Source organism: Marinobacter daepoensis DSM 16072 (genome assembly GCF_000421165.1).
Classification (GTDB): Bacteria; Pseudomonadota; Gammaproteobacteria; order Pseudomonadales; family Oleiphilaceae; genus Marinobacter; species Marinobacter daepoensis.
The window spans coordinates 62660-87151 of record NZ_ATWI01000014.1 but is presented as its reverse complement, the minus strand read 5'-3'; the positions used below and the strand labels follow the sequence as shown (position 1 = coordinate 87151).

The window sequence follows — 24492 nt, the reverse complement described above, 5'->3', positions numbered from 1 at the left end:
ATGATCATGCGTATTGGTCAGGGCTTTGATGTCCATGCCTTCTGTGAGGGCGATTCTGTCATTCTTGGTGGTGTGACGATTCCCTACGATCAGGGGCTCAAAGCCCATTCTGACGGGGATGTGTTGCTTCATGCTCTGGCGGATGCGCTCCTGGGAGCTGCTGCTTTGGGGGACATCGGTCACCTCTTTCCCGACACAAGTGCGGAGTGGGCCGGGGCGGACAGTCGCGAGCTGTTGCGGCGTGTTATGCAGCGGGTGTCAGAAGAGGGGTATTCGGTTACGAATGTAGATACCACCCTTATTGCTCAGGCACCGAAAATGGCTCCCCACATTGAGGCTATGCGGATGAACATTGCTGAGGACCTGGGGGTGTCGGTGAATCGTGTAAGCGTAAAGGCAACCACAACGGAAAATCTGGGGTTCACCGGTCGTGGCGAAGGCATTGCCTGTCAGGCGGTCTGTCTGCTTGAGGTTTTGACGCAGTGACAGAGGATTCACGTTGGCGATTAGACTGGCCCGTATCCGGAGGTGTTCGTGTCGCGCGGGCACAGCTGAAAACCTCTCCGGCAGATTTCCGGGTTACCGAGGTGCTCTGGCCTTCAAGGGAGTTGCCCCCGGCGACGGATGAGCATATAAGCGTTGCCGGTGAAGGTGAACACTTATGCCTGCGGCTGGAGAAAACCGGGGATAACACGGAGTATGTGGCCCGCGAGCTCTCGTCGCTGGCAGAGTGCCGCTCCTTCGACATCGGGTTTTGTGGCCTGAAAGATCGGCATGCGGTGACAATACAGTGGTTCAGCCTTTACCGGCCTGGCCGGGAGTATGAGGACGAGGCACTGATGGCGGAGGTCTGTGCCCGTTGGCCTGTGCTGGCGGCGGTCCGCTATTCCCGTAAGCTGCGCCGGGGAGATCATCAGAGCAACCGGTTCGATATTGTTTTACGCAACGTGGACGGTCAGCGTGGGTCTGTGAATGCGGCTTTGGAGCGGCTGGCGCTTCAGGGGGCTCCGAATTACTTTGGCCCGCAGCGATTCGGTTTTAATGGTTCAAATCTTGATCGTGCCGCCCGGTTAGATCCATCGCGAATGAATCGTAAGCGCGGGCGTGCTGGCAGAAGCGCGTCGAAAAACGTATTGTACTTTTCGGCTGCGCGCTCCTGGCTGTTCAACCAGGTTCTGGCCAGACGAGTTGCTGAGGGTTCCTGGACGACCGGGTTGCCGGGTGAGCCCGTGGAATCCGGGAATGTGCCGTCTGGCCCCCTCTGGGGCGATGGCGGAACGTTGGCCACCGGAGATCAGGAAGTGTTGGAACGGAGCGTGGTTGAGTCCTGCCCTGAGTTGGCAAAGCTGTTCAGTGCCACCCGGATGAAACCAGAGCGCCGTATGCTGGTGGCTAGCCCGAAAGCGTTGTCCTGGCAGTGGTTGGATGAGACAACTCTGCGATTGCAGTTTGAGTTATCCCCCGGGCAATACGCCACGACGGTATTGGGTGATCTTTTCGAGCTTGAGGACATGAGCCTCGGCCGTGATAACAAGTAGTATGGCTAGCGGAGAATACTGTGCGAATTCTGTTGTCCAACGACGATGGCGTGCACTCGCCAGGTCTGGTGGCGCTGTATGAGGGCCTGCAGGGACTCGGGGAGCTGGAAGTGGTGGCTCCGGACCGGGACCACAGCGGCGCCAGCAATGCGCTGACGTTAAACCGTCCACTGACCGTAGAGGAGCACCCTAATGGCTTCCGATCGGTGGATGGGACCCCGACGGATTGTGTTCACCTTGCGGTGAACGGTTTGTTTGATCGGGGCTTTGATCGTGTGGTTTCAGGCATCAATACTCATGCCAACCTTGGCGATGACATCATCTACTCGGGTACGGTCGCTGCGGCGACCGAAGGGCGGCATCTGGGGCTACCCGCCATCGCAGTGTCGCTGGTCAACGATGGACATTTTCATTATGAGACGGCAGCCCGGGTTGTCCGGCTACTGCTAGAAAACAAGCTGGCGCTCCAGTTGGGCCCGCGGTCTATTCTCAACGTGAATGTGCCGGACTTGCCCTGGGAGCGCCTGAATGGGTTTCGGGTAACCAGGCTAGGTCATCGGGAGCGCGCTGAGGGGGCGGTCCCCGTGACGTGCCCCCGCGGTAAACAGCGTTACTGGATCGGTGCCGCTGGTAAGGGGGGGGATGCCGGCCCGGGCACAGATTTTCACGCGATCCGGGAAGGTTACGTCTCCATCACGCCGGTGCATATTGATATGACCCGGCATGAGTCTCTGTCGGAACTCCGTAAGTGGGTCGACGGCCTGGATGCCATGGCAGGAGGTCTGACATGAGTGCCCAGCTTGAAGGCATTGGTATGACCTCCCGTCGAACTCGCATGCGGCTTGTTCAGCGTCTTCGGGAGAGCGGGATCGAATCGGACCGGGTGCTGGATGTGATGGGGCAGGTTCCGAGGCACATTTTTCTGGATGAGGCGCTTTCACATCGGGCCTATGAAGATACGTCTTTGCCGATAGGTCATGGCCAGACATTGTCTCAGCCGTATATCGTGGCTCGAATGACGGAATTGCTGCTGGCCCACGCCCCGGAGCGTGTCCTTGAACTGGGAACCGGTTCCGGATACCAGACTGCGGTGCTGTCGCAGTTGTTTTCGGAAGTCTACAGCGTAGAGCGTATTCGACCGCTTCAGGATCGTGCCCGTGACCGGCTGCGACAGCTGAATGTCCGGAACGTGCTGTTAAAACATGCGGATGGCGGAATGGGATGGCCGGACCGGGGGCCCTTTAATGGCATCATCGTGACGGCAGCGCCTGTGGAAGTGCCACAAGAATTGCTGGAGCAACTGGCAGAAGGCGGTGTTCTTATTGCGCCGGTAGGGGAAGAAAAACAGGTGCTGGTCGAGATTACGCGTAAAGGAGACCAGTTTGAACGTCGTGATCTTGAGCCGGTGCACTTTGTTCCGCTGCTTGGTGGAGTGGTCCGTTGATGTCTGAGCAGAGCCAGAACGGAAATGATCGTTCTCATAGGATGGCCGGTGTTTTTCTGCGTGGCATGGCGATGGGGGCGGCTGACATTGTGCCGGGTGTTTCCGGTGGCACCATTGCGTTTATTACCGGAATCTATTTCCGTTTGCTAGCGGCTATCAGTGCAGCCCCTGTGGCTTTTGTACGCCAGTTGCTCCGTGGCCAGGTGGCCGGTTTCTGGCGCGATATTGATGGCACCTTCCTCGTCACGCTTCTGGCGGGCATTATCACCAGTGTGGTCAGTCTGGCCTCTGTGATTACCTGGTTACTGGATGCACATCCGATTCTGATCTGGAGTTTCTTTTTTGGTTTGATCGTGGCCTCCGTATGGCATGTGGGCCAGCAGATCCGGCGGTGGGCGCCGGTTTTGTTTCTTCCGTTCGTCGCCGGGGCCATTTTTGCCTGGTGGGTGACGACCTTGCCGGCCAGCGAACTCGCGCCCTCTGCACTGGCCTTCCTGGGGGCTGGTGCCCTGGCAATCTCTGCGATGATCCTGCCGGGTATTTCCGGCAGTTTTCTGCTCCTGATTATAGGGATGTACGCGCCTGTTCTGGCTGCCATTAAAGGAGTGGAGCTGGTTCCGCTTGGTTTGTTCATGGTGGGCTGTTTGGTGGGCCTGCTATCGGTGGCCCGCCTGATTACTCTGGCGTTCCGCTATTTTCACGACCTCGTGCTCGCGTTATTGACGGGATTCATGGTGGGGGCTCTCAGCAAGGTCTGGCCCTGGCAGGAAACCCTGAGCTGGCGGACCAGTAGTGCAGGCCATCAGGTACCGCTGAGCCAGACCCCCGTCATGCCGGATGCCTGGGCTTCGCTATACGGGCAGGATCCCCAGGTGCTGCTGGCGCTGGTGATGGCCGTGATCGGTCTGGCTCTGGTGCTGGGGCTTGAAGTCGCCGGGAAGAAAACTCAGCGCCTGGCGAATCGCTCCGTGTGACGGGAAATGTTACCTGGCGCACAAAAAAACTGTTTCGGGCGGTAACATTCCTGTGCTCAGAGTAACTTGGAATTGCCCCGTAATCGTGCAATATATTAGTAAGTTAGTCCTGAATGATAGGAAGCAGGGTAAGATCAGGATCACTCTTAAGATAGATATTTCATAACCGGGCAGCTTTTAATACGTGACTCAATCTAACGGGCGCACTAAATCTGAGCATCACCCCGTTCGGCGGTCTGGAGTTCCTGCTTCCGGCTTCTTTAGCCCTGCTACGTTCAGGGCGCTGGCGATCCTTACTCTGGTGGCAAGCATGATGGCTTTGGCCGGTTGTAACACCAGCGCACTGTATCAGGATAACCTCTACAACCCCCCGGTCTACTGGGGAACCCATGTCGTCAAGGAAGGTGAAACCCTTTACCGCATAGCCTGGCGTTACGGGCGAGACTACCGGGAACTGGGTGATGCCAATGGAATTTCCCCCCCCTGGAATATACGTCCTGGCCAGGTTCTACGCCTGGACCGCAAGGGGACCATCCGCCAGACTGCACAGGCCTCCAGGCCTACCAGACCCAAAACGTCCCCCCCTCCTCGTACAAACGCAGGGTCATCAATCTCGAGACCGAGCGCGAAACCAACGGCGAAGGTGTCAACTGGCAGAGCATCGGGTAGCCAGGTTGTGGCTAATGTTCGATGGCACTGGCCGCACTCTGGCACTGTAATTGCTGGTTTTTCATCATCCGGAAAGGTGAACAAAGGGATCGATATCGCCGGTAAGCCTGGTGATTCGGTCAAGGCGGCGGCTGATGGCAGCGTGGTGTATGCAGGAAACGGCTTGCTAGGTTACGGCAATCTGATTATTGTGAACCACAACGAACATTATTTGAGCGCCTACGCACACAACCGGAAAATTCTCGTAAAGGAAGGGGAGGGTGTAAAAGCTGGGCAGGTAATCGCCGAACTGGGGAATACCGGCACCGATAAGCCGAAACTGCACTTTGAAATACGCAAGAACGGCAACCCGGTGGATCCATCACGGTATTTGCCGAGGCGTTAAAACAGACGCTTCCAACCCCTCGGATGTTTACCACAACAGCCTGACTGAAACCGCGAAACAGAAAAACAAGAACGGCAACGGTAATTGCCAGCCAACAACTAAATGTCCTGAAGAAAATCACAATTGAAACACACCCGGAATAACAAGAAGTAACGGGGACAACAGGATAATTGAGAGGCGGGGTGAACAATGTCAGTAGAACAGGAAGAAATCATCATTGATCGTGTGGCCGATATGGAAGAGGCCGAAGACCATCTGTTAGCCGAAGACAAGCCTGAAAAAGCTTCTGCCGGTGATACCTCAGGCGCAGAAGATGAATTTCCCGCACAGGGAAAGTATTACTCTAGTCAAAAACAGCTGGATGCGACCCAGCTCTACCTCAACGAAATCGGTTTTTCCCCTTTGCTGACCCCGGAAGAAGAGGTCTATTTCGCGCGTCTTGCCCGTAAAGGAGAAGAGAGCGGCCGCAAGCGGATGATCGAAAGCAACCTGCGGTTGGTTGTCAAAATTGCCCGGCGCTATGTAAACCGGGGGCTGACACTGCTGGATCTGATTGAGGAGGGAAACCTGGGCCTGATCCGCGCAGTCGAGAAGTTTGATCCGGAGCGAGGGTTCCGCTTTTCAACCTACGCCACCTGGTGGATTCGCCAAACCATCGAACGGGCCATCATGAACCAGACCCGTACCATCCGGTTACCCATTCATGTGGTGAAAGAGCTGAACCTTTACCTGCGGGCAGCCCGTGAACTGACACAGAAACTGGACCACGAACCGACGGCGGAAGAAATTGCCCGTATGGTCGACAAGCCCGTTGATGATGTTAAGCGCATGCTCGGGCTCAACGAACGAGTGGCTTCAATGGACACGCCAATCGGTGTGGGTGGCGACAAATCATTAATGGACACCGTCGCGGACGAGGGGGCCTCGGATCCTGCGGACTTGCTGCAGGATAACAATATGTGTTCCTGCCTGGAGAAGTGGATCGACCAGCTCAGTGACAAGCAGCAGGAAGTGTTGTCGAGGCGCTTTGGTTTGCGGGGGTATCCTATCAGTACTCTTGAGGAGGTTGGTCAGGAGATCGGTCTGACTCGCGAACGGGTGCGACAGATTCAGGTGGAAGCACTGCGGCGCCTGAGAGAAATTCTTGAGAAAGAGGGGTTGTCCGGAAGTCTGTTGTTCAAATAGACCGGGCTGACAACCCCGAAGGGAAAGCCGGCCATGGTGACGTGGTCGGCTTTTTTGTTTAATGAACTGGCAAATGAGAACCAAGTGGCGATCCGCCTGTAAAGTTCGTTGTTAAAATGGGCCACCGGGCGGCGACAGGGGATCGCTCCGGTGTCGAATGAAACACTCAATAATAACGATCGGAAGGAAAGGACTATGAAGAAGACTCTGACCGCAGGATTTGCATCCCTGGTATTGACCGGTTTTCTGGCTGCGCCAGCGTCGGCTCTTACTGTGGGCGATGTTGAAGTGCCGGAAACGTATTCGGCCATGGGGCAGGAACTCCAGCTCAATGGCGCTGGTACCCGCTCCAAGTGGTTTATGGACCTCTATGTGGGGGGATTGTATGTTCCTGAAGAGGTCAGCGATGGCGAGGCCGTTATCAATGCGGATGAGCCACAGGCGATTACTCTGCACATTACCTCCGGCATGATTACCAGCGAGCGGATGACCGACGCGACGATGGATGGCTTCAAAGCCGCGACTGCAGGAGATCTCTCCGCCATTCAGTCAGATGTTGACCAGTTTATGTCGGTTTTCAAGGAAGAGATCAAAGAAGGCGATGTCTTCGATCTGGTGTACTTGCCGGGTGAGGGAGTCCGCGTTCTGAAAAATGGCGAGCAGAAAGATACCGTGGGTGATCTTGAGTTTAAAAAAGCGTTGTTTGGTATCTGGTTGTCAGATAAACCCGCTCAGGAAGACCTGAAAGAAAAGATGCTGGGACAGCGTTAAGTCGTCTGTTTAGCTAAAAAGCCGGCGTTTGCCGGCTTTTTCTTGTCTCCGGGTTACTGGTAGTCTCGTTTTTCCCTGAACTCGCAGAGATCTTCAATCATGCAGGCCCCGCACTTGGGTTTTCTGGCGGTGCAGGTATAACGACCGTGAAGAATCAGCCAGTGGTGAGCATCCATCAGGAACTCTCTGGGCACCAGTCGAAGCAATCGCTTCTCGACTTCCAGTACGTTTTTACCGGGGGCGATACCGGTTCGGTTGGACACCCGGAAAATATGAGTATCGACCGCCATGGCGGGTTGCCGAAACGCCGTATTCAGCACCACATTCGCCGTTTTTCTGCCCACCCCTGGTAAGGCTTCCAGGTCTTCCCGATTGTCCGGCACTTTGCTGCCGTGTTTCTCGATCAGCAAGCGGCAGGTTTTGATAACATTTTCGGCTTTGCTGTTAAACAGGCCGATGGTCTTTATGTATTCCTTCAGTCCCTCCACACCGAGCGCCAGGATGGCTTCAGGGGTGTTGGCGACTGGATACAGCTTGTCTGTCGCTTTGTTGACGCCGACATCGGTTGCCTGGGCAGAAAGGATTACGGCAATCAGTAACTCAAATGGCGATGTGTAGTTGAGTTCGGTCGTCGGATTGGGATTGGCATCCCTCAGCCGGGTAAAAATCTCGGTACGCTTTTCTTTGTTCATATCTGCCAGGTGTGGTTCAGGAAATATTTCCGGTCACTCGCACGCGCTTGTTACCAGCGCTTACAGGGGCCGTGTCCCGGGCCTTTTGCCTTTCTTTCAGGTGATTATCGATGCTGTTTTTCAGGGCGATCAAAAGCCCCAGGCCGACAAACGCACCGGGAGGAAGCACCATAAACAACATGTCGGGATACTGATCAAAAGGGCGGAAAACCCAGTCAGCCGCACCGGGGCCGAACAGCAGGTGCATGTCGGTGAACAGTGTGCCTTGCCCTATCAGCTCCCGCATGGCTCCCAGCGTTACCAGTACCGCCAGGAAACCGAGCCCCATCATGGCGCCGTCCAGGACTGCTGGTAAAGGGGGATTCTTGGAGGCAAAGGCATCGGCACGCCCAAGAATAGCGCAGTTGGTGACGATCAACGGGATGAAGATGCCCAAAATCTGATAGAGCTCATAGGTAAAAGCCTGCATCAGCAATTCCGCACAAGTCACGAAAGAGGCAATGATCATCACGAAGGCCGGTAGCCGAACCGATTCACTGACGAAATTTCGAATGATGGACACAGACAGGTTGGAGCCGACCAATACCAGGAGCGTGGCCACCCCAAGGCCGATTGCATTGACGACGGTGCTGGTAACGGCCAGCAGAGGACAGAGCCCGAGCACCTGGACCAGAGCCGGGTTATTGTGCCAGAGGCCATCCATGATGATTTCGCGGGACGTTTTCGTGCTCATGGTCAGGAATGCTCCGCTGGTTGGGTGTCGCTGGCAATGGCTTCCGGTGTCGGACGTCGTTTGCCGGGCTTTGCAGGTGCGTTGACACGTTCCCGGATCGTGGCGTGATGTTGGCGGAAATAGACGAGTGTTCTCTGAACGGCTTTCACCACTGCTCTTGGGGTAATGGTTGCTCCGGTAAATTGGTCGAACGTGCCACCATTCTTTCGGACATTCCAGGCTTTGGGGGGCGGGTTACCCAGAGATTTGCCTTTGAAAGCGTGAATCCATTCAGATTTACGGGTTTCGATTCGGTCGCCGAGCCCGGGTGTCTCTTTGTGACCAGTGACACGAACACCCAGAACCCGCCCCTCAAGATCCAGGCCAACGAGCAGATGGATGTCTCCGGAATAACCGTCGGGAGCCAGCGCCGGGATAATCAGACCGACCGGATTACCGCCCTTGCGGGCGACCCAGGCTTTGACCGGGCCGTCGATGGGCAAGCGGTCGCTGGAAGGCAGGGTAACAACGTCTTTCAGCAAGTTGTTGTCATGCCGGCTTTCCGGGATGATCTCGAACAGCGCTCTGGCTTCGGCCCGGGCCGCTTGCTCCTGAATCCGTGTCTCTGTCAGCCCCTGGGTCAGGGCAATGGTGCCACCGGTGATGATGGCAAACAGCCCTAGCCCGATGGCACTGCGGCGAACCGCCTTGGTCACAGCGCTCATATTCAGCCTCCGTTCCTGCCCGGCAGACCTCTACGGGCCTTGTGATGGCCGTAGGTTCTGGGAGGGGTGTAGTGGTCGATGAACGGTACCGCAAAGTTCATCAGCAGAACGCTGAAGGCGACGGCATCCGGGTAGTTTCCCCAGCTGCGGATCAGATAAACCAGGATGCCTATGCCAGCGCCGTAGATAAGCTTGCCCTGATGACTGGAGGCGGCTGATACCGGGTCCGTCGCGATGAAAAAAGCGCCGAGCATGGTTCCCCCGGCGAGCAGGTGCAGCTGGAGCGGAGCATACTGGTCCGGGTTGCTTCCGAAGGCAAGGCTCATGACGGTGATTCCGCCCAGGAACGCGACCGGAATGTGCCAGGTGATGATTCGGAGCGCGATCAGCAGAATACCACCAGTCAGGAACGCCAGGTTTACCCACTCCCACCCGAGCGCAATCAGGTTGCCAAACGTCGGGTGGGTAAGGACTTCCGTTGAGGTGTGGCTGGCAATCTTGTGCTTGTACTCATCCAGTGGGGTTGCCATGGTCCAGCCATCTACTGCGGTCTGGCTGCCGGTAAATATCTTGGCCAGCGTGTCGCCGAAGCCCGGAATGTCTCCCCAGAGTGTGGCTGCTTCGGCCCAGTTGGTGGTCATGGCGACAGGAAATGAGATCAGCGCCAAAGCGTACCCCACCATGGCGGGGTTAAAGGGGTTGGCCCCAAGGCCCCCATAGAGCTGCTTGGCAACGACAATGGCGGAGAAAACGGCCATCGCCGATACCCACCAGGGGGTGAACTGGGGCAGAGACAGTCCGAGCAAAAGGCCTGTCACGGCGGCGGTGTTATCGCGCAGGAAAAAGGCTACAGGCTTGCCGCGAAGTTTCAGAATCGCACCTTCTGACACCAGCGCCAAGGCAATACACCAGGTGACATTGATCAGATTGCCCCAGCCAAAGAAAAAGGTCTGGGCCATCAGGCCGGGCAGTGCCGCCAGAATCACCCAGAGCATGACCCGCGAGGTCGGGCGGGCGTTGTGGGCGTGGGGGGAGGACTGTTGAACAAGTGCCATGGAGTTCCAGCCTAATAGATTATTGGGACGACGCGGGTTGTTCCGCGATCTGCTTGCGGGCCAGCTCAAGGGCTTGCCGGGCTCTCTGCACCCGGTCATGATTCTTGGCGACGGCGCGCTCCAGTTTCTCCACATTTTCGGCTTGCTGCGCCCGGGCATCATCAAGCATACCCTGCATGGTATTCAGCTTCGCTTCAGCTTGCGTAAGCTGTTTCTCCAATGCGTCAACATCCGGTTTCTCTTCGGCAATGTCGGGAGCAGCTGGTGCAGGTTGCTCGCTGGTCTGGGCGGCCGTTTTGGCTTTCTTGCGCTCCAGTGCCTGTTGAACCAGCGCGGCCTTGGCGGCGCGGTCGTCAGGGGCTTGCCCATCGGCTGCAGCGTTGTCAGCCTCGGCCTGTTTCTTTGCCTGGGCTGCTGCTGCGGCCTTTGCACGTTCTTTGCGCCGTTGGTCTTTTTCCTGCTGCTCTCGGTCAAGTCGCGCCTGTCGGGCTTCAAAACGCTCACGGGCCCGGTCTGCTTTTAACTGCTCGGCCCGTTGTGTCCGGATCTCACCTTTGGCAAACCGATAGTATTGAACCAGCGGAATGGCGCTCGGGCAGACGTAAGAACAGGCACCACACTCAATGCAGTCGAACAGGTTCAGGTGCTCGGCTTTCTCAAACTCGGCAGCCTTGGAATACCAGAACAACTGCTGTGGCAGCAGATCCATAGGGCAGGCTTCGGCGCACTGGCCACAGCGGATGCAGGGTTGTTCCGGTGGTGGCGCTGGTAACTCTTTTTCCGTGGCAGCAATGACGCAGTTGGAAGTTTTCACCAGTGGCACGTTATCGGTGGTGAGGGTATAGCCCATCATGGGGCCACCGAGTATCAGCCGGTTCAAGCGCTCTTGTTGCAGGCCCGCGGCGGCCAGCAGGTCTTGTACCGGGGTGCCGATAAGAACCTCAAAGTTGCCGGGGTCCTGGACGGCGTCGCCCGTGATGGTCACGATGCGGGAAATCAGGGGCTTTCCCTCAAACACGGCCCGCCCGACGGCCACCGCTGTTCCTATGTTCTGGCACATGACGCCGATGTCGGCTGGTATGCCGCCACTGGGGACTTCCTGGCCGGTCAGAATCCTGATCAGTTGTTTCTCGCCACCCGATGGGTACTTGGTTGGAATGACCAGAACTTCAATCTGGGTGCCTTCCACCGCCTGTCGCATGGCTGCAACGGCTTCAGGTTTGTTGTCTTCAATACCGATAACACAACGGGAAGGCCTCAGAATCCAGGCCATGATTTCCAGGCCTGAGACAACCTCACCGGCATGCTCGCGCATGGTCATGTCATCCGCGGTGATATACGGCTCGCATTCCGCACCGTTGAGAATCAGGGTATCGACTTTGCGGTCTCTCGGGGGGCGGAGTTTGATGTCCGTCGGGAAACCTGCTCCGCCCATTCCGGCGATACCTGCATGGCGGATAAGCTCCAGCAACTGCTCACGATCCAGCCGTTTGTAGTCTTCAACCGGCTCAAGGGCAACCCACTGATCTTCGTGGTCGGGCCGGATCACAATACACCAGTCTGACATGCCGGATGGGTGAGGGACCGGCCGCTGCTCGATGGCTTCAACAATCCCCGACGTGGGGGCATGCACCGGAACCCCCATGCCGTTCCTTACCTCGGCAACCGGTTGGCCCTTCAGTACCCGGTCCCCCACCGAAACCACGGGCTCTGCAGGCTCTCCGATATGCTGCTGCAAAGGCAGTACGAGGTACTCTGGCAGAGTTGTTTTGGCGATCGGGCGCAGGGTGGATTGATGTTTGTTCTCGGGTGGATGAATACCGCCGGCGAAATCCCACAACTGAGTCATCAGGCGCTCGCCCCCTGGCGGTCGGTGACTATGATCTGAGATGCGGGTGGGGTCCAGGTCCATGACCGGATATCCGGCTCAATCGTCACCATGTCGATACAGTCCACGGGGCAGGGTTCTACACACAAATCGCAACCTGTGCATTCGCTTTCAATGACGGTATGCATATGCTTGGCGGCCCCCAGAATGGCATCTACCGGGCAGGCCTGAATGCACTTGGTGCAGCCGATGCATTCGTCTTCGCGGATCACCGCGACACGTTTTGCCTGTTCCACGCCATGTTCGGCATCAAGGGGCTGGGGCTCTACATCCAGAAGGTCTGCAAGTGCCTTGATGGTGCTTTCGCCTCCGGGAGGGCATTTGTTGATGGCTTCACCATCGGCAATAGCCTCGGCGTAGGGACGGCAGCCTGGGAAGCCACATTGGCCGCACTGGGTTTGGGGCAGGAGTGAGTCGATCTGCTCGACCAGAGGGTTGCCCTCCACCCGGAATCTCTCAGAAGCAAACCCCAGGAGACCTCCAAATACGAGGGCCAGGGCCAGAAGAACCACCACGGCGATCAGGAAACTCATCCACATAACACCCGCTCCGTCAGACGGCGACCAGGCCGGTAAACCCCAGGAAGGCCAGTGACATCAGCCCTGCGGTCACCATGCCAATCGCGGCGCCCCGGAAGGCCACGGGCACATCCGCGACCGCAATCCGTTCCCGCATGGCGGCAAACAGTACAAGCACCAGAGAAAACCCGAGTGCGGCACCGAAACCGTAAAGCACTGACTCGACAAAGTTGTTGTTTTTGTTCAGGTTGAGCAGGGCCACACCGAGGACGGCGCAGTTCGTGGTAATCAACGGCAGGAAAATTCCCAGAACCCGGTACAGCAGAGGGCTGGTCTTACGGACGACCATCTCCGTGAACTGCACCACCACGGCAATCACCAGAATGAATGTGATGGTTTTCAGAAAGGCGAGACCGAGGGGCTCCAGCAGGTAGGTGTATGCCAGATAACTGCACACCGATGACAACGTCAGCACAAAGGTGGTGGCCAGAGACATGCCCATGGCGGTTTCCAGTTTTCCGGAAACCCCCATGAACGGGCACAGCCCCAGAAACTGTACCAGGACAAAGTTGTTCACCAGAATGGTGCTGACCAGAATGAGCAAATACTCGGTCATCGGAGCGTTCAGCCTCTGCTGTTTACATCACCCGCATGCCCGGCGTAGCGCCGGAATCCGGAGAGAGTATGAAAATGTCCTTCCCGCCAGGACCAGCGGCCAGAACCATGCCTTCTGACATGCCAAACTTCATTTTCCGGGGTTTCAGGTTGGCCACCATCACCGTCAGACGGCCTTCGAGATCTTCCGGTTTATAGGCGGACTTAATACCAGCAAAGACGTTGCGCTCGCCATGTCCTACGTCAAGGGTCAGGCGAAGAAGCTTATCCGCGCCGTCCACGTGCTCGGCTTTGACGATTCTGACCACGCGCAGGTCGACTTTGGCGAAATCCGGGAACTCGATTTCTTCTGCAATGGGCTCCAGATTGTCGGTGGATGCAGGCTTATTATCACCCTGCGCTGCGGGCAGTTGTTCTTTGGATGCCTCCAGCAATTTCTCAATCTGAGCCAGATCGACACGATTCATCAACGGTTTGAACTTGTCGATGCCATGATTTTCCAGCAAAGCGGCGCGGTTGTTCCAGTTCAGACGGGAGTTCAGGAACGACTGTGCTGCCTCGGCGGTTTTGGGCAGGACCGGGGCCAGATAGGTCATCAGCAGGCGGAACATGTTGATCGCATTGGTGCAAATGGCTTGCAGTTTATCGTCCTGACCGTCCTGCTTGGCAATAACCCAGGGCTGTTCATCATTCACGTACTGATTGGCAATGTCCGCCAGTTCCATGATCCGACGCATGGCTTTGCCGAACTCTCTGGCTTCGTAGAACCCGGCAATTTGCTCGCCGGCATCGATAAACTCTTTCAGTTTGTCCTGTTCGGTGACTTTGCCCAGCTTACCGTCAAACCGCTTGGTGATGAAACCGGCGCTGCGGCTGGCGATGTTTACCACCTTGCCAACAAGATCTGAATTCACCCGGGCGGCAAAATCCTCCAGATTCAGGTCCATATCGTCTACACCCGCGGTCAGTTTGGCCGCGAAGTAGTAGCGGAGGTATTCCGGGTTGAGGTGGTCCAGATAGGTGCGGGCCATGATGAAGGTGCCCCGGGATTTGGACATTTTCTTGCCGTTCACTGTGACAAAACCGTGAGCCCAGACTGCGGTGGGCGTTCGGAATCCTGCGTCGTAGAGCATGGATGGCCAGAACAAAGCGTGGAAATTGATGATGTCCTTACCGATGAAATGGTAGACCTCGGCGGAGGAATCTTTCTTCCAGAAATGCTCGAAATCGATATTTTCGCGATTACACAGATTCTTGAAGCTGGCAAGGTAGCCGATTGGCGCATCCAGCCAGACATAGAAGTACTTGCCCGGCGCATCCGGAATCTCGAACCCGAAGTAGGGGGCATCCCGGCTGATGTCCCATTCCTGAAGCCCGGCATCCAGCCATTCGGCAAGCTTATTCGCGACCTGGGGCTGAAGCGCACCGCTGCGGGTCCAGGTGCTCAGAAAGTCGTGGAACTCGGGCAGTTTGAAAAAGTAGTGTTCGGATTGTTTTTCTATCGGCGTGGCGCCAGAGACCGCGGAGCGTGGGTTAATCAGCTCGGCTGGCGTGTAGGTAGCGCCACAGGCTTCACAATTATCGCCGTACTGGTCTTCTGTTTTGCACTTCGGACAGGTGCCTTTAATAAAGCGGTCTGCCAGAAACATCTCTTTTTCCGGGTCAAAGAACTGGGTGATCTTGCGCGTAGCAATATGATCGTTGTCCTTGAGCTGACGGTAAATATACTCCGAAAAGTACTGGTTTTCTTCAGAATGTGTGGAGTAATAGTTGTCGAAGCGGATATGGAAGTCGGCAAAGTCTTCCTGATGCTCCTGACGAATACGATCAATCAGTTGCTCGGGGGTAATGCCCTCGCGCTCGGCCCGTAACATGATGGCGGTGCCATGAGCATCATCGGCGCAAACGTAATAGCAGTTGTGGCCACGCATGTTCTGGAAGCGCACCCAAATGTCGGTCTGAATGTATTCCAGCAGGTGCCCCAGATGGATGGGCCCATTGGCGTAGGGCAGGGCGCTGGTAACCAGAATATCGCGCTGTTGCGTGCTCGCTTGCGTCATGATGATGTCCGAACCTTAAATGTTGACACGGGTTGGAAAGACAAAATGGGGCCGGTCTGGACAATCGCAATTGTTTGTTCCAGGTGAAGACCCCATATGGTCAGAAACGGGCACAGATGATACCTTCCGAGTCATCATTTTTCACCTGCATTCAAGTTTATGAACTTATTCCGGAGACCCTGATGACCCAGATCTCGCAGCAGGCCCTTGAAACGGCCATTAAAGAATACCGGGACCCATACCTTAACAAAGACTTGTATGAGCTGGGGGCGGTAAAGAACCTTACGGCCGATGACCAGGGTAAGGTCACCTTGGTGGTGGAGTTGCCATACCCCTCCAAGGGCATCGCCGGAGGGCTGAAGCAGATCGTGACCAACGCTCTGGAATTTGTTGACGGCGTAGACAGCGCCGAGGTTCACGTTGGTCAGCGAATCCACAGCTATAAGGTCAGCAAAGACCTTCCAGCGGTTCCTGGGGTGAAAAATATTATTGCCGTGTCGTCTGGTAAGGGCGGTGTGGGCAAGTCGACCACCGCTGTGAATCTCGCCCTGGCTCTTCATGCCGAGGGTGCCCGGGTCGGAATCCTTGACGCGGATATCTACGGCCCCAGCATCGGTATGATGTTGGGGGTTCCGGAAGGCAAGCGCCCGGATGTGCGCGAAAACAAGTATTTTGTGCCCATGGCAGCCCATGGCCTGCAAGCCAACTCCATGGCCTTTGTCACGACGGATAAAACGCCGATGGTCTGGCGTGGCCCCATGGTCAGCGGTGCTGTGATGCAACTGCTTCAGCAAACCCTGTGGGACGAACTCGACTACCTCATTATCGATATGCCCCCCGGTACAGGCGATATTCAGCTTACCCTGGCTCAGAAAGTCCCGGTCACCGGCGCTGTCATCGTCACTACGCCTCAGGATATTGCCTTGCTGGATGGCAAAAAAGGCATCGAGATGTTCCGGAAAGTCGACATCCCGGTCCTGGGTGTGGTCGAGAATATGAGTGTCCACATCTGCTCCAGTTGCGGCCATGAAGAGCCTCTCTTCGGCCACGGCGGCGGCGAACGGATAGCCGAAGAATACGACACGACGCTGCTGGGCCAGTTGCCGTTGCACATGACCATCCGGGAGCAAACCGATAGTGGTGCCCCAAGTGTGGTCGCTGAGCCGGATTCAGAAGTGGCAAGACGCTATCGGGATATCGCGAGAAGGGTAGGCGCAGGCCTGTCGACCCGGGAGCGGAATCTTGGGGGAACGATCTCCAGTATTGCGGTGGCGGAACACTAAGGAGGCCAGCGGGGTGACGGCGTGTCACCGGGCATTTTTCCCAAGGTGCCAGCATACCTTCGGATTATTAAAGCGAAGGCTGTCGAAGGCTATTCCCAGCCTTCGACAGACTCCGGGCGACAGGGTAAACTACGCCCCAATTTTCCCACCAGCTGGATAACGAGAAGTCACCCATGAGCATCAAATCCGACAAGTGGATCCGCCGGATGTCCGAGCAGCACGGCATGATCGAACCCTTCGAAGCCGGGCAAGTTCGGGAAAGCGAGAAAGGCCGAGTCATTTCCTACGGCACTTCAAGCTACGGCTACGACGTGCGCTGCAGCAACGAGTTCAAGATCTTTACCAACGTTCACAGTGCTACGGTTGATCCGAAAAACTTCGACGAAAACAGTTTCGTTAACTACACCGGTGACGTGTGCATCATCCCTCCAAACAGTTTTGCGCTGGCGCGCACGGTTGAGTATTTCCGGATTCCCAGAAGCGTGCTCACCATCTGTCTGGGCAAAAGCACCTATGCGCGTTGTGGGATCATCGTTAACGTCACGCCGCTGGAGCCGGAGTGGGAAGGCCAGGTGACTCTGGAATTTTCCAACACGACGAACCTGCCGGCCAAGATCTACGCCAACGAAGGCGTTGCCCAGATGTTGTTCTTCGAGTCTGACGAAATTTGTGAAACCAGCTATAAAGACCGCGGCGGCAAGTACCTTGGCCAAACCGGTGTGACTCTGCCCCGGACATGAACGCCAACCAGTTTCTTAAAGCCGTCTCTCAGTTACAGGGTTGGCGCGAATGCGCTTTTCTGTTGTCCCTGGCGGAGCGCTCATTTCCGAATTATGCGCTGTTTGCTGATGCCGTTGGTCTGAAGACTGGTGGCAAGATGCGTCAGTTACTGGATCTGGCCTGGGATCTGCTCCAGAAGGACGTTGCCGACGCCGCCATCCCACAGTTGCTGAGTAAGCTGGAATCCTTGTGCCCGACGGTCGATGAATACGATGCCTATGGCGTATATCCGGCCGTTGATTTCTGTGAGTTGCTGGAGCAGGCGTTACTGAACCGCCTGAACCCGAACAAGCATCGGGCGTCCGAGGCATCTCAGCTCGCGACTCGGACGGTCATGGACTTCGTCGAGATGTCTGATGGGGAAGGGTTGGACGAGAATGAGCTTGTGAGTGTGTTTGAGCACCATCCGCTGCTTAAGGACGACAAGCAGTTTCAGCGGGATACTGTATTGGCGTTGAAAAAACAGCGGTCCCCGACAGAAATCTTCCTTGCTGAGCTGCAAGCCGGTGCTGCCAACGGTGGTGTCAGTAATCTGGGTATTTCCCTGGAAGGCTGATCCGACGTGCCTTGGCTGTTGTGCCTGAAACCTGCCTAATTGTTTTACTGGAATGGAATGAATCATGAAACTCTCTGCTTTTGGTCGTAAGTTTACTGCGGATGCCGGCATCACGTCCCTGATGGATGATTTGGGGAACGCGATGGCCTCCGGAGAAGACATGATCATGATGGGGGGCGGTAATCCCGGGCACATACCCGAAATTCAGCAGAGGGTGCAGGAGATTCTGTCGGGCATGGCGGCTGATGAAGCCCAGGTGCGCAGGCTGGTAGGGATTTATGATCCTCCACAGGGTGAGAAACAGTTTATCGCCTCGCTGGCTGATCTGTTGAATCAGGAGTATGGGTGGGGGTTGAAGCCCGGGAACATTGCCCTGACCAATGGCAGTCAGGCAGCTTTTTTCATGCTCTTCAACATGTTTGGCGGGGATTACGGCGATGGGCATCGGAAGCACATTCTGTTGCCGCTGGCCCCGGAGTATATCGGGTATGCGGATGCGGGCATTGAGCAGGCGCTGTTTCGGGCGGTGCAACCGGATATTTCGTTCACTGATGCTCACGAATTCAAGTACCGGGTAGATTTTGATGCCGTAGAGGTGACGGGGGAGACCGGGGCCATCTGTGTGTCCCGCCCAACCAACCCTACGGGCAACGTGATTACCGATGAGGAGTTGGCCCGGCTGGAGGGGTTGGCCCGGCAAAACGACATCCCGCTGATTGTCGATGGCGCGTATGGAACACCGTTCCCGAGCTTGCTATTCGTGGATGCGCAGCCTACCTGGAATGATCAGGTGATTCTTTGCCTGAGTCTCTCGAAACTTGGATTGCCAGCCGCGAGAACCGGGATTGTGATTGCAGAGGAATCGGTCATCAAGGCGCTGTCCGGAATCAATGCCATCATGAATCTGGCAACGGGCAGCTTTGGTGCTATGCTGGCTGAGCCCTTGGTTCGTTCCGGCGAGATCCTGTCACTCAGTCGTGATGTGGTGTGCCCGTTCTATAAAGCGAAAATGGAGCGGGCTGTGGCGGTCTTCCATGAGGCGATGGGGGAGGATGAATGTCGCTGGTACATCCATAAACCCGAGGGGGCTATGTTCCTCTGGTTCTGGTTCCCTGATTTGCCAGTCTCGAGTCTCACGCTTTACCAGCGCCTGAAGGCTCGGGGCGTTCTGGTGGTGTCCGGACATTATTTCTTTCCTGGTTTGCCGGAGGACGACTGGCGCCACCGGCATGAGTGCCTGCGGGTGACCTATTCGCAGGATGACGACCGTGTTGCGGAAGGGTTGCGCATCATTGCGGACGAAGTGAAAGCCGTCTGGGCCGAACACCGGCAGGGTGCCTAGTCCGCCAGCGTTGCGTCCTTGAGCTTTAGTTCGTATTCGCTGCCATCGGGTTCCACCTGTAGCAGTCGTACCAGGAGGTAGTCTCTGGCCGGGTCAAACCACATCAGGGTCTGCCGCCTGGAGTCTTTTTCCCGGACTTTCTCGGCTTTGAGGGTATTTCTGTTCTGGCCGTCTTTGTTGAGGCTGTCCTCGTCGATAACGGCAAACCGGTCGTCATCGTAGTCGCCTTTGTCCAGGACCTGATAGGTGACATCGCGTTTTCCGGCTTTGAGGTCCTGGTGAAGTTGCAACTGGTAGCCGAGCGGGTCCAGAGTGTTTTCCCTGAGTTCTACCTCGAACGCTTTTCCCCGATAACTACCGGAAGCCAGGCCAGCTTGCCAGTCGAAATCGATCGACTGCTCGCGATCCTTGATCAGAAAGCCAGACAGGCGGTACCGGTAGCGCAGCGGAACGACCTGGCCGTCCTCCCACCGAAAGATCAGGGACTCGTCAATATCCGCAATGAAAGAGTCAACATCCGTTCGGTATAGCCAGACATTGTTCCCCTGGCTGGACAAGACGCGCTCACCTTCGCCATTGAGGCTGACCCCTTTGGACATCGCGGCGGTGTAGTGGGCTTTGTAAGGTGTGAGCTGTGGGCTTTCCGTTGCGGTCGCCGGCAGAGCCGAGAGGCCGGCAATCAAGCCGGCCAGCAACCGGCAACGGATTTTTCGGCGCACGTTGATCTGCATCCTGAGGGCCTCGTTTACGGTCGGTTATAGCGACAGTTTAGTTGGTTCGGGGAGGCAATGGGATGACAATCTGTTCAGTTCGCCGGAAGTCTCATTGGGTTTTTGATGGGCTCGCCGTCAAACAAAACACCTTCTGAGCCAAGCTGAACCCGGCCTTCGCAGAACCAGCGAACGACGATTGGATACAAGATGTGTTCCTGTCGCTGAACTTTTTCGGCGAGTGACTCCGAAGTGTCAGCCTCTTCCACGGTCACTTCCGCCTGCGCAATGACAGGGCCGCCGTCGAGCTCTTCGGTCACGAAGTGAATCGACACGCCGTGAGTCCGGTCGCCAGCGTCCAGAACCCGCTGGTGTGTGTTCAGCCCGGTATAGGCGGGCAACAGCGAGGGGTGAATGTTCAGCATTCTGCCCCGGAATGCCCGGACAAAATCGCGGGTGAGGATGCGCATGAAGCCGGCCAGCACCACTACGTCGGGGCTGTGCTGCATGATTTCAGCCAGCAGCGCGGCATCAAATTCCTCGCGGGAGCCATATCTGGTGTGGTCAACAACAAAGGTTTTGATGTTGGCCTGCGCGGCGCGTTCCAGGGCAAATGCGCCAGGCTTGTTGCAACCCACAGCGATGAGTTCACCCGGGAAATTCCGTTCCCGGGTGGCTTCGATCAGTGCCTGTAGGTTGGTGCCGCTGCCAGAGGCAAGTACCAGAATCTTAGGGACGGGGGCGGGATCTGCCTTCATGCCGTCAGGAGCCCCGGTGCATAGCGAACGACCGGCTCTGCGTCACTGGTCTCGGCGGACTCCATTACGCCGATTTGCCAGACGTTTTCGCCCATGGCAGTCAACGTGTCGATGGCCAGAGCTTTCTGTTCCTCAGGTACGCAGACGAGCATGCCCACACCGCAGTTGAAGGTGCGGTACATCTCCTCCTGCGCAACGCCGCCGGCATCTTTTAGCCACTGGAATACCGGGGGCATTTCCCAGCTTTCGGTGTCGATTGCTGCAATCGTGCCTTTCGGAAGGACTCTGGGAATGTTTTCAGGCAGGCCGCCACCGGTAATGTGTGACAGGGCCCGGACATCGACTTCGCGAATCAGTTGGAGAAGATTCTTGACGTAGATTCTTGTGGGGGCCATCAGGGCGTCACCGAGCGTGGTCTCGCCCAGAGCCTGGTTGAGATCAGCGCCGCTGACTTCAATGATCTTGCGAATTAGTGAGTAACCATTGGAATGGGGGCCAGAGGATGCCAGTGCCAGCAGGGCATCACCTGCCTGGGCGCGTTTGCCATCGATGATGCTCTCACGCTCGACCACGCCAACGCAGAATCCGGCCAGGTCGTAGTCTTCACCTTCATACATGCCCGGCATCTCTGCGGTTTCACCGCCCACCAGAGCACAGCCGGCCAGTTCGCAGCCCTGGCCAATACCTTCGACAACCTGTGCAGCCACCTCGACATTCAGTTTGCCCGTGGCGTAATAGTCGAGGAAGAACAGCGGCTCTGCTCCGCCAACGACCAGATCGTTGACGCACATGGCAACCAGATCGATACCGATGCTGTCGTGCTTCTGAAGTTGCATGGCCAGGCGAAGCTTGGTGCCTACGCCGTCCGTGCCGGAAACCAGTACTGGCTCCTTATACCCTGAGGGAATCGAGACCATGGCGCCAAAGCCGCCCAGGCCTCCAAGAACTTCCGGGCGGCGGGTGCGTGCCGCCGTGTTCTTGATTCGGTGAACAAGGTCGTTACCGGCGTCGATATCCACGCCAGCATCGCGGTAGGTCAGGGAAGGCTTCTGTTCGCTCATGGAAAATAACCGTTAGGCCTATGGGTCAAGGCGCGGATTTTAACAGGTGCGCCCGGGCGCTCCAACTCGAATTCCGGGATAGTGCAATATTGGACGATTCAGATTGCCAAGCTGCAATCAGCCCTTGCTACTCTCCACTCTGGTGATGGTGTATCCTGTGCGCCAACCATGGGAATGGCAAGGTGTTTCATGACCGAATCAGTATATACAGCCAGGCGCAGAGGAGCGGTATCCGTTCTGTTTGCGGTCGCCTTCTGGTGCTTGTTGGCCGGCCAGGCGTCGGCGGTGACCGTGTCGGGACTGTACACGGTGGATGTGCCGGTTTCGGGAACGTCCGGCCGGGCGCTTGAAGACGGATACCAGGAAGGGCTTCGACAGGTAATGGTTCGGGTCTCCGGTACTCGTGATGTGCTTAAGCTGGATGGCCTGGACGAGGTGCTGTCCGGAGCGGAATCCATGTTGCTGTCTTATCAGGTGAACCGCGTTGGCGGTGCGGCCCGTTTGCAGATGAGTTTTGGTGCCGTTGGTGTGAACCGTGCGCTGGCGTCTATTCAGGCACCGGTCTGGGGTGCCAATCGACCGCTGACGGCGCTCTGGGTAGCGGTGGAGGACCGGGGTAACCGGCAGCTACTGACCCGGGCGGCCGGGCCGGACTCCGACAATCGTTGGGTGCAGTTGTTATCCCGGGCGGCTGCAGACCGGGGGCTCCCGATCGTGTTTCCCTCAGAAGCCTTTGCCGGAGATCGGGCATTGCTCTCGGATCTTTGGGGTCAGTTTGTTGGCCGTATTCAGCAAGCCTCTGAAGAAATGTCTCACGATGCGCTCGCGCTCGTGCGCATCAGTCGGTCTGGCGGCCAGTGGCGTGCCGGCTGGGTAATTGATGGTATGGGGATGGATGCCCGTGAACAGTCGGTGAGTGCCGGAACCCCCGAACAACTGGTTGAAGCGGTGATTGATCGCTGGACAGAACAGTATTCAAGCCGCTACGCCGTCACAGCTGGTGAGGTGGGGGAAGCGCCCACGGTTGCTATGGTTCTTGAGGGGGTTTCAACGCTCTCCGACTATGGCCAGGTCACCCAGGCCTTGCAAGGTATGACGCCGGTAATGTCGGTGGGTGCGTCCCGTGTGCGTGGAGAGCGCCTGACCGTCGAAGTGACTTTCTCCGGAGAGCTGGATCAGTTGCAGGAGCATATCGCACTCGACCCGAGATATGTTGTGGCAGAGCGGCCCTCTGAGCCGGTGACGCGGTCGGCATCCGACGAGAGTGCGGCGGCGACGCCTTCCAGCGAATCTCAGGTATCTTCTGAAACGGCTGGTGAAGGCTCTCTGTCGGCAGAGGGCGCGGCGGCCGGATTCAGCTATCAGCCACTGGCGCCGGGTGATGAGGAGGATTCGGAGCAAGCTTTCGAGTCGTTGTATGAGGTTCTTTATTATCGCTGGCAGCCTGCTCCCGGAGTGGATGGCGGTGATCGCAGCTGATCGGTTGGTGGAGGCGGCCTGGTGAGTTCTAAGCGGTGGCGCTGGATTCCCAATGCGTTGACATTCCTTCGGATGGTGTTGATTGCGCCATTCGCCGGTGCGTTGCTGGAAGGGAATTACCGCTTGTCGCTGGTGATCTTCTTCGTTGCCGCACTGACGGACGCGTTTGACGGGTTTCTGGCGCGTTACTTTAACTGGCGCTCCCGGCTGGGTGCGGTGGCCGATCCGTTGGCGGACAAGGCTCTGTTGATTTCCGCCTACCTGATGCTCACGGTGACCGGCGTGCTGCCCGTCTGGCTGTTTGTTCTGGTGTTGGGCAGAGATCTTGTGATCGTCTGTGGGGCGTTGGCATTTCATTACGGGATCGGCCGTTTTGATATGGAACCGAGCATTCCCGGAAAGCTCAATACGTTTGTCCAGATCCTCGTGGCTCTTGCCATCATCATTCTGCTGGCCGGGCTGCCCATGCAGCCATGGGTGATTGAGGTCGGCACCTGGTTGGTTGCCGTTTTTGCCGTTCTTAGTGGTGGTCATTACGTTGCGGTATGGAGTATGCGGGCCTGGAGGGCAAAGCGGTCATGAAAGCCTCGCAGATGGTGTTGGGCGTTAAGCTCCGGGACGATGCCCGGTTCGATAACTTCCACGGGGATCGCAATCGCTCTGTCGCTGATCGCCTCAAGTCTGTGTGCCGGGAGCCAGCAGGGCTCCCTGCCGTTGTAATCTGTGGTGATTCTGATACGGGTAAAAGCCACCTGTTGCAGGCGATGTGTCACGAGTCGGAACAGATGGGTAAGACCGCGGTCTGCATCAGCATTGAAGAGCTGCTGCCGTTTGGGCCGGAGACCTTGTCGGGCCTGGATGCGTATGATGTGGTCTGTCTGGATGATCTGGAGCGTGTGGCGAGTCACCCCGGCTGGGAAGAGGCCGTTTTTCACCTTTATAATCGTGTGTTGGACCGCCGAGGCTTGTTGGTGATCAGTCTCTCGGAAGTGCCGGCTTCGTTATCCTTTGAGCTGGCGGATCTGGGGTCCAGAATTGCACACGGGTTATTGCTGCAGCTGGGTGTCTATCGGGACGAGGACCGGCAACGGATTCTGATGGCGCGGGCGGAGCAGCGAGGGCTGGTGATGAGCGAGGATGTCGCCAGTTTTATCATGCGCCGTGCGCCAAGAAAGCTGGGCGATCTCCTGGGATTGCTGGATACACTGGATGAAAACTCCCTTCAGGCTCAGCGGCGCTTGACCATTCCGTTTGTGAAAGCGGTGATGGGGTGGTAACCGTCAAGAATAAAT

General features: G+C 56.9%; 26 protein-coding genes. 15 read left to right on the top strand and 11 right to left on the bottom strand.

Features of this window, described 5'->3' with window-relative positions; translation table 11 throughout:
* Positions 1-6: 6 nt before the first annotated feature.
* The 8 genes from ispF (at position 7) to K325_RS0116710 (ending at position 6966) form a co-directional block, all read left to right on the top strand.
* Positions 7-486, top strand: coding sequence for a 2-C-methyl-D-erythritol 2,4-cyclodiphosphate synthase (ispF, locus tag K325_RS0116745; RefSeq protein WP_029655409.1), 480 nt, complete (start codon positions 7-9; stop codon positions 484-486).
* The gene (truD, locus tag K325_RS0116740; RefSeq protein ID WP_029655408.1) at positions 483-1538 is read left to right on the top strand and encodes a tRNA pseudouridine(13) synthase TruD; all 1056 of its coding nucleotides are present in this window, start codon (positions 483-485) and stop codon (positions 1536-1538) included. The genes ispF and truD overlap by 4 nt, the downstream gene beginning before the upstream one ends.
* Positions 1539-1558: 20 nt before the next feature.
* A complete protein-coding gene (gene surE, locus K325_RS0116735; protein ID WP_029655407.1) occupies positions 1559-2329 on the top strand; it encodes a 5'/3'-nucleotidase SurE in 771 nt (256 codons plus the stop codon).
* Positions 2326-2982, top strand: coding sequence for a protein-L-isoaspartate(D-aspartate) O-methyltransferase (locus K325_RS0116730; RefSeq protein WP_029655406.1), 657 nt, complete (start codon positions 2326-2328; stop codon positions 2980-2982). Before surE ends, K325_RS0116730 begins: the two co-directional genes overlap by 4 nt.
* Entirely contained in the window at positions 2982-3956 is a 975-nt protein-coding gene (locus K325_RS0116725; RefSeq protein WP_036193749.1) for a DUF368 domain-containing protein, read from the top strand. The genes K325_RS0116730 and K325_RS0116725 overlap by 1 nt, the downstream gene beginning before the upstream one ends.
* Positions 3957-4266: 310 nt before the next feature.
* The gene (locus K325_RS18890; RefSeq protein ID WP_211218171.1) at positions 4267-5010 is read left to right on the top strand and encodes a peptidoglycan DD-metalloendopeptidase family protein; all 744 of its coding nucleotides are present in this window, start codon (positions 4267-4269) and stop codon (positions 5008-5010) included.
* Between the two features lie 189 nt (positions 5011-5199).
* Positions 5200-6195 carry an RNA polymerase sigma factor RpoS gene (gene rpoS, locus K325_RS0116715; protein ID WP_029655403.1) on the top strand — a complete coding sequence of 332 codons (996 nt, stop codon included), beginning with the start codon at positions 5200-5202 and terminating at the stop codon, positions 6193-6195.
* 195 nt (positions 6196-6390) lie between these two features.
* Positions 6391-6966 (top strand): chalcone isomerase family protein, encoded by a 576-nt coding sequence (locus K325_RS0116710; RefSeq protein ID WP_029655402.1) that lies wholly within the window; start codon positions 6391-6393, stop codon positions 6964-6966.
* Positions 6967-7019: 53 nt separating this feature from the next.
* On the opposite strand, the gene nth is transcribed toward K325_RS0116710, so the two are convergent.
* The 8 genes from nth to metG are packed head-to-tail and all read right to left on the bottom strand — an operon-like array spanning position 7020 to position 15231.
* Positions 7020-7658, bottom strand: coding sequence for an endonuclease III (gene nth / locus K325_RS0116705; protein WP_029655401.1), 639 nt, complete (start codon positions 7656-7658; stop codon positions 7020-7022).
* 16 nt (positions 7659-7674) lie between these two features.
* Positions 7675-8391 (bottom strand): electron transport complex subunit E, encoded by a 717-nt coding sequence (locus K325_RS0116700; protein WP_029655400.1) that lies wholly within the window; start codon positions 8389-8391, stop codon positions 7675-7677.
* A gap of 2 nt (positions 8392-8393) precedes the next feature.
* Positions 8394-9095, bottom strand: coding sequence for an electron transport complex subunit RsxG (gene rsxG / locus K325_RS0116695; RefSeq protein ID WP_029655399.1), 702 nt, complete (start codon positions 9093-9095; stop codon positions 8394-8396).
* 2 nt (positions 9096-9097) lie between these two features.
* Positions 9098-10150, bottom strand: a complete 1053-nt coding sequence (gene rsxD, locus K325_RS0116690; protein WP_029655398.1) for an electron transport complex subunit RsxD — start codon at positions 10148-10150, stop codon at positions 9098-9100.
* Positions 10151-10169: 19 nt separating this feature from the next.
* Positions 10170-11999, bottom strand: coding sequence for an electron transport complex subunit RsxC (gene rsxC / locus K325_RS0116685; protein WP_029655397.1), 1830 nt, complete (start codon positions 11997-11999; stop codon positions 10170-10172).
* A complete protein-coding gene (gene rsxB / locus K325_RS0116680) occupies positions 11999-12577 on the bottom strand; it encodes an electron transport complex subunit RsxB (protein ID WP_029655396.1) in 579 nt (192 codons plus the stop codon). Before rsxB ends, rsxC begins: the two co-directional genes overlap by 1 nt.
* 13 nt (positions 12578-12590) lie before the next feature.
* Positions 12591-13172, bottom strand: coding sequence for an electron transport complex subunit RsxA (gene rsxA, locus K325_RS0116675; RefSeq protein WP_029655395.1), 582 nt, complete (start codon positions 13170-13172; stop codon positions 12591-12593).
* Positions 13173-13194: 22 nt separating this feature from the next.
* Positions 13195-15231 (bottom strand): methionine--tRNA ligase, encoded by a 2037-nt coding sequence (metG, locus tag K325_RS0116670; RefSeq protein WP_029655394.1) that lies wholly within the window; start codon positions 15229-15231, stop codon positions 13195-13197.
* Positions 15232-15413: 182 nt separating this feature from the next.
* Between metG and apbC the strand changes: the two genes are divergently transcribed.
* The 4 genes from apbC (at position 15414) to K325_RS0116650 (ending at position 19192) form a co-directional block, all read left to right on the top strand.
* Positions 15414-16514 (top strand): iron-sulfur cluster carrier protein ApbC, encoded by a 1101-nt coding sequence (gene apbC / locus K325_RS0116665; RefSeq protein ID WP_029655393.1) that lies wholly within the window; start codon positions 15414-15416, stop codon positions 16512-16514.
* Positions 16515-16687: 173 nt separating this feature from the next.
* Positions 16688-17254, top strand: coding sequence for a dCTP deaminase (gene dcd / locus K325_RS0116660; RefSeq protein ID WP_011784457.1), 567 nt, complete (start codon positions 16688-16690; stop codon positions 17252-17254).
* The gene (locus tag K325_RS0116655; protein ID WP_029655392.1) at positions 17251-17850 is read left to right on the top strand and encodes a YjaG family protein; all 600 of its coding nucleotides are present in this window, start codon (positions 17251-17253) and stop codon (positions 17848-17850) included. Before dcd ends, K325_RS0116655 begins: the two co-directional genes overlap by 4 nt.
* 64 nt (positions 17851-17914) lie before the next feature.
* A complete protein-coding gene (locus K325_RS0116650; RefSeq protein WP_029655391.1) occupies positions 17915-19192 on the top strand; it encodes a valine--pyruvate transaminase in 1278 nt (425 codons plus the stop codon).
* Here the strand turns inward: K325_RS0116650 and K325_RS0116645 are convergent.
* The 3 genes from K325_RS0116645 to purM form a co-directional block, all read right to left on the bottom strand.
* Entirely contained in the window at positions 19189-19923 is a 735-nt protein-coding gene (locus tag K325_RS0116645) for a DUF3108 domain-containing protein (protein WP_029655390.1), read from the bottom strand. The two genes, K325_RS0116650 and K325_RS0116645, sit on opposite strands and share 4 nt — an antisense overlap.
* A 74-nt stretch (positions 19924-19997) precedes the next feature.
* On the bottom strand, positions 19998-20660 hold the full coding sequence (gene purN / locus K325_RS0116640) for a phosphoribosylglycinamide formyltransferase (RefSeq protein WP_029655389.1): 663 nt from the start codon (positions 20658-20660) through the stop codon (positions 19998-20000).
* Positions 20657-21721, bottom strand: coding sequence for a phosphoribosylformylglycinamidine cyclo-ligase (gene purM / locus K325_RS0116635; RefSeq protein ID WP_029655388.1), 1065 nt, complete (start codon positions 21719-21721; stop codon positions 20657-20659). The genes purN and purM overlap by 4 nt, the downstream gene beginning before the upstream one ends.
* Positions 21722-21910: 189 nt before the next feature.
* On the opposite strand from purM, the gene K325_RS0116630 reads away from it, so the two are divergent.
* Genes K325_RS0116630 through hda form a run of 3 tightly spaced genes read left to right on the top strand, consistent with a single transcriptional unit; the run spans position 21911 to position 24477 of the window.
* Positions 21911-23200, top strand: a complete 1290-nt coding sequence (locus K325_RS0116630; protein WP_029655387.1) for a DUF2066 domain-containing protein — start codon at positions 21911-21913, stop codon at positions 23198-23200.
* A 21-nt stretch (positions 23201-23221) separates the two neighbouring features.
* Positions 23222-23782, top strand: coding sequence for a CDP-alcohol phosphatidyltransferase family protein (locus K325_RS0116625; protein WP_029655386.1), 561 nt, complete (start codon positions 23222-23224; stop codon positions 23780-23782).
* Positions 23779-24477 carry a DnaA regulatory inactivator Hda gene (gene hda / locus K325_RS0116620; RefSeq protein ID WP_029655385.1) on the top strand — a complete coding sequence of 233 codons (699 nt, stop codon included), beginning with the start codon at positions 23779-23781 and terminating at the stop codon, positions 24475-24477. The genes K325_RS0116625 and hda overlap by 4 nt, the downstream gene beginning before the upstream one ends.
* Positions 24478-24492 lie beyond the last annotated feature (15 nt).

Bases quoted from the DNA above. Each gene is read 5' to 3' on its own strand.
- purM (WP_029655388.1), bottom strand. From the start codon at position 21,721: ATGAGCGAACAGAAGCCTTCCCTGACCTACCGCGATGCTGGCGTGGAT.
- K325_RS0116730 (WP_029655406.1), top strand. From the start codon at position 2,326: ATGAGTGCCCAGCTTGAAGGCATTGGTATGACCTCCCGTCGAACTCGC.
- K325_RS0116725 (WP_036193749.1), top strand. From the start codon at position 2,982: ATGTCTGAGCAGAGCCAGAACGGAAATGATCGTTCTCATAGGATGGCC.
- metG (WP_029655394.1), bottom strand. From the start codon at position 15,231: ATGACGCAAGCGAGCACGCAACAGCGCGATATTCTGGTTACCAGCGCC.
- dcd (WP_011784457.1), top strand. From the start codon at position 16,688: ATGAGCATCAAATCCGACAAGTGGATCCGCCGGATGTCCGAGCAGCAC.
- ispF (WP_029655409.1), top strand. From the start codon at position 7: ATGCGTATTGGTCAGGGCTTTGATGTCCATGCCTTCTGTGAGGGCGAT.
- K325_RS0116700 (WP_029655400.1), bottom strand. From the start codon at position 8,391: ATGAGCACGAAAACGTCCCGCGAAATCATCATGGATGGCCTCTGGCAC.
- K325_RS0116710 (WP_029655402.1), top strand. From the start codon at position 6,391: ATGAAGAAGACTCTGACCGCAGGATTTGCATCCCTGGTATTGACCGGT.
- apbC (WP_029655393.1), top strand. From the start codon at position 15,414: ATGACCCAGATCTCGCAGCAGGCCCTTGAAACGGCCATTAAAGAATAC.
- purN (WP_029655389.1), bottom strand. From the start codon at position 20,660: ATGAAGGCAGATCCCGCCCCCGTCCCTAAGATTCTGGTACTTGCCTCT.
- rsxB (WP_029655396.1), bottom strand. From the start codon at position 12,577: ATGTGGATGAGTTTCCTGATCGCCGTGGTGGTTCTTCTGGCCCTGGCC.
- hda (WP_029655385.1), top strand. From the start codon at position 23,779: ATGAAAGCCTCGCAGATGGTGTTGGGCGTTAAGCTCCGGGACGATGCC.
- rsxA (WP_029655395.1), bottom strand. From the start codon at position 13,172: ATGACCGAGTATTTGCTCATTCTGGTCAGCACCATTCTGGTGAACAAC.
- rpoS (WP_029655403.1), top strand. From the start codon at position 5,200: ATGTCAGTAGAACAGGAAGAAATCATCATTGATCGTGTGGCCGATATG.
- K325_RS0116645 (WP_029655390.1), bottom strand. From the start codon at position 19,923: ATGCAGATCAACGTGCGCCGAAAAATCCGTTGCCGGTTGCTGGCCGGC.
- rsxG (WP_029655399.1), bottom strand. From the start codon at position 9,095: ATGAGCGCTGTGACCAAGGCGGTTCGCCGCAGTGCCATCGGGCTAGGG.
- K325_RS0116650 (WP_029655391.1), top strand. From the start codon at position 17,915: ATGAAACTCTCTGCTTTTGGTCGTAAGTTTACTGCGGATGCCGGCATC.
- K325_RS0116655 (WP_029655392.1), top strand. From the start codon at position 17,251: ATGAACGCCAACCAGTTTCTTAAAGCCGTCTCTCAGTTACAGGGTTGG.
- K325_RS0116630 (WP_029655387.1), top strand. From the start codon at position 21,911: ATGACCGAATCAGTATATACAGCCAGGCGCAGAGGAGCGGTATCCGTT.
- rsxC (WP_029655397.1), bottom strand. From the start codon at position 11,999: ATGACTCAGTTGTGGGATTTCGCCGGCGGTATTCATCCACCCGAGAAC.
- nth (WP_029655401.1), bottom strand. From the start codon at position 7,658: ATGAACAAAGAAAAGCGTACCGAGATTTTTACCCGGCTGAGGGATGCC.
- K325_RS18890 (WP_211218171.1), top strand. From the start codon at position 4,267: ATGATGGCTTTGGCCGGTTGTAACACCAGCGCACTGTATCAGGATAAC.
- rsxD (WP_029655398.1), bottom strand. From the start codon at position 10,150: ATGGCACTTGTTCAACAGTCCTCCCCCCACGCCCACAACGCCCGCCCG.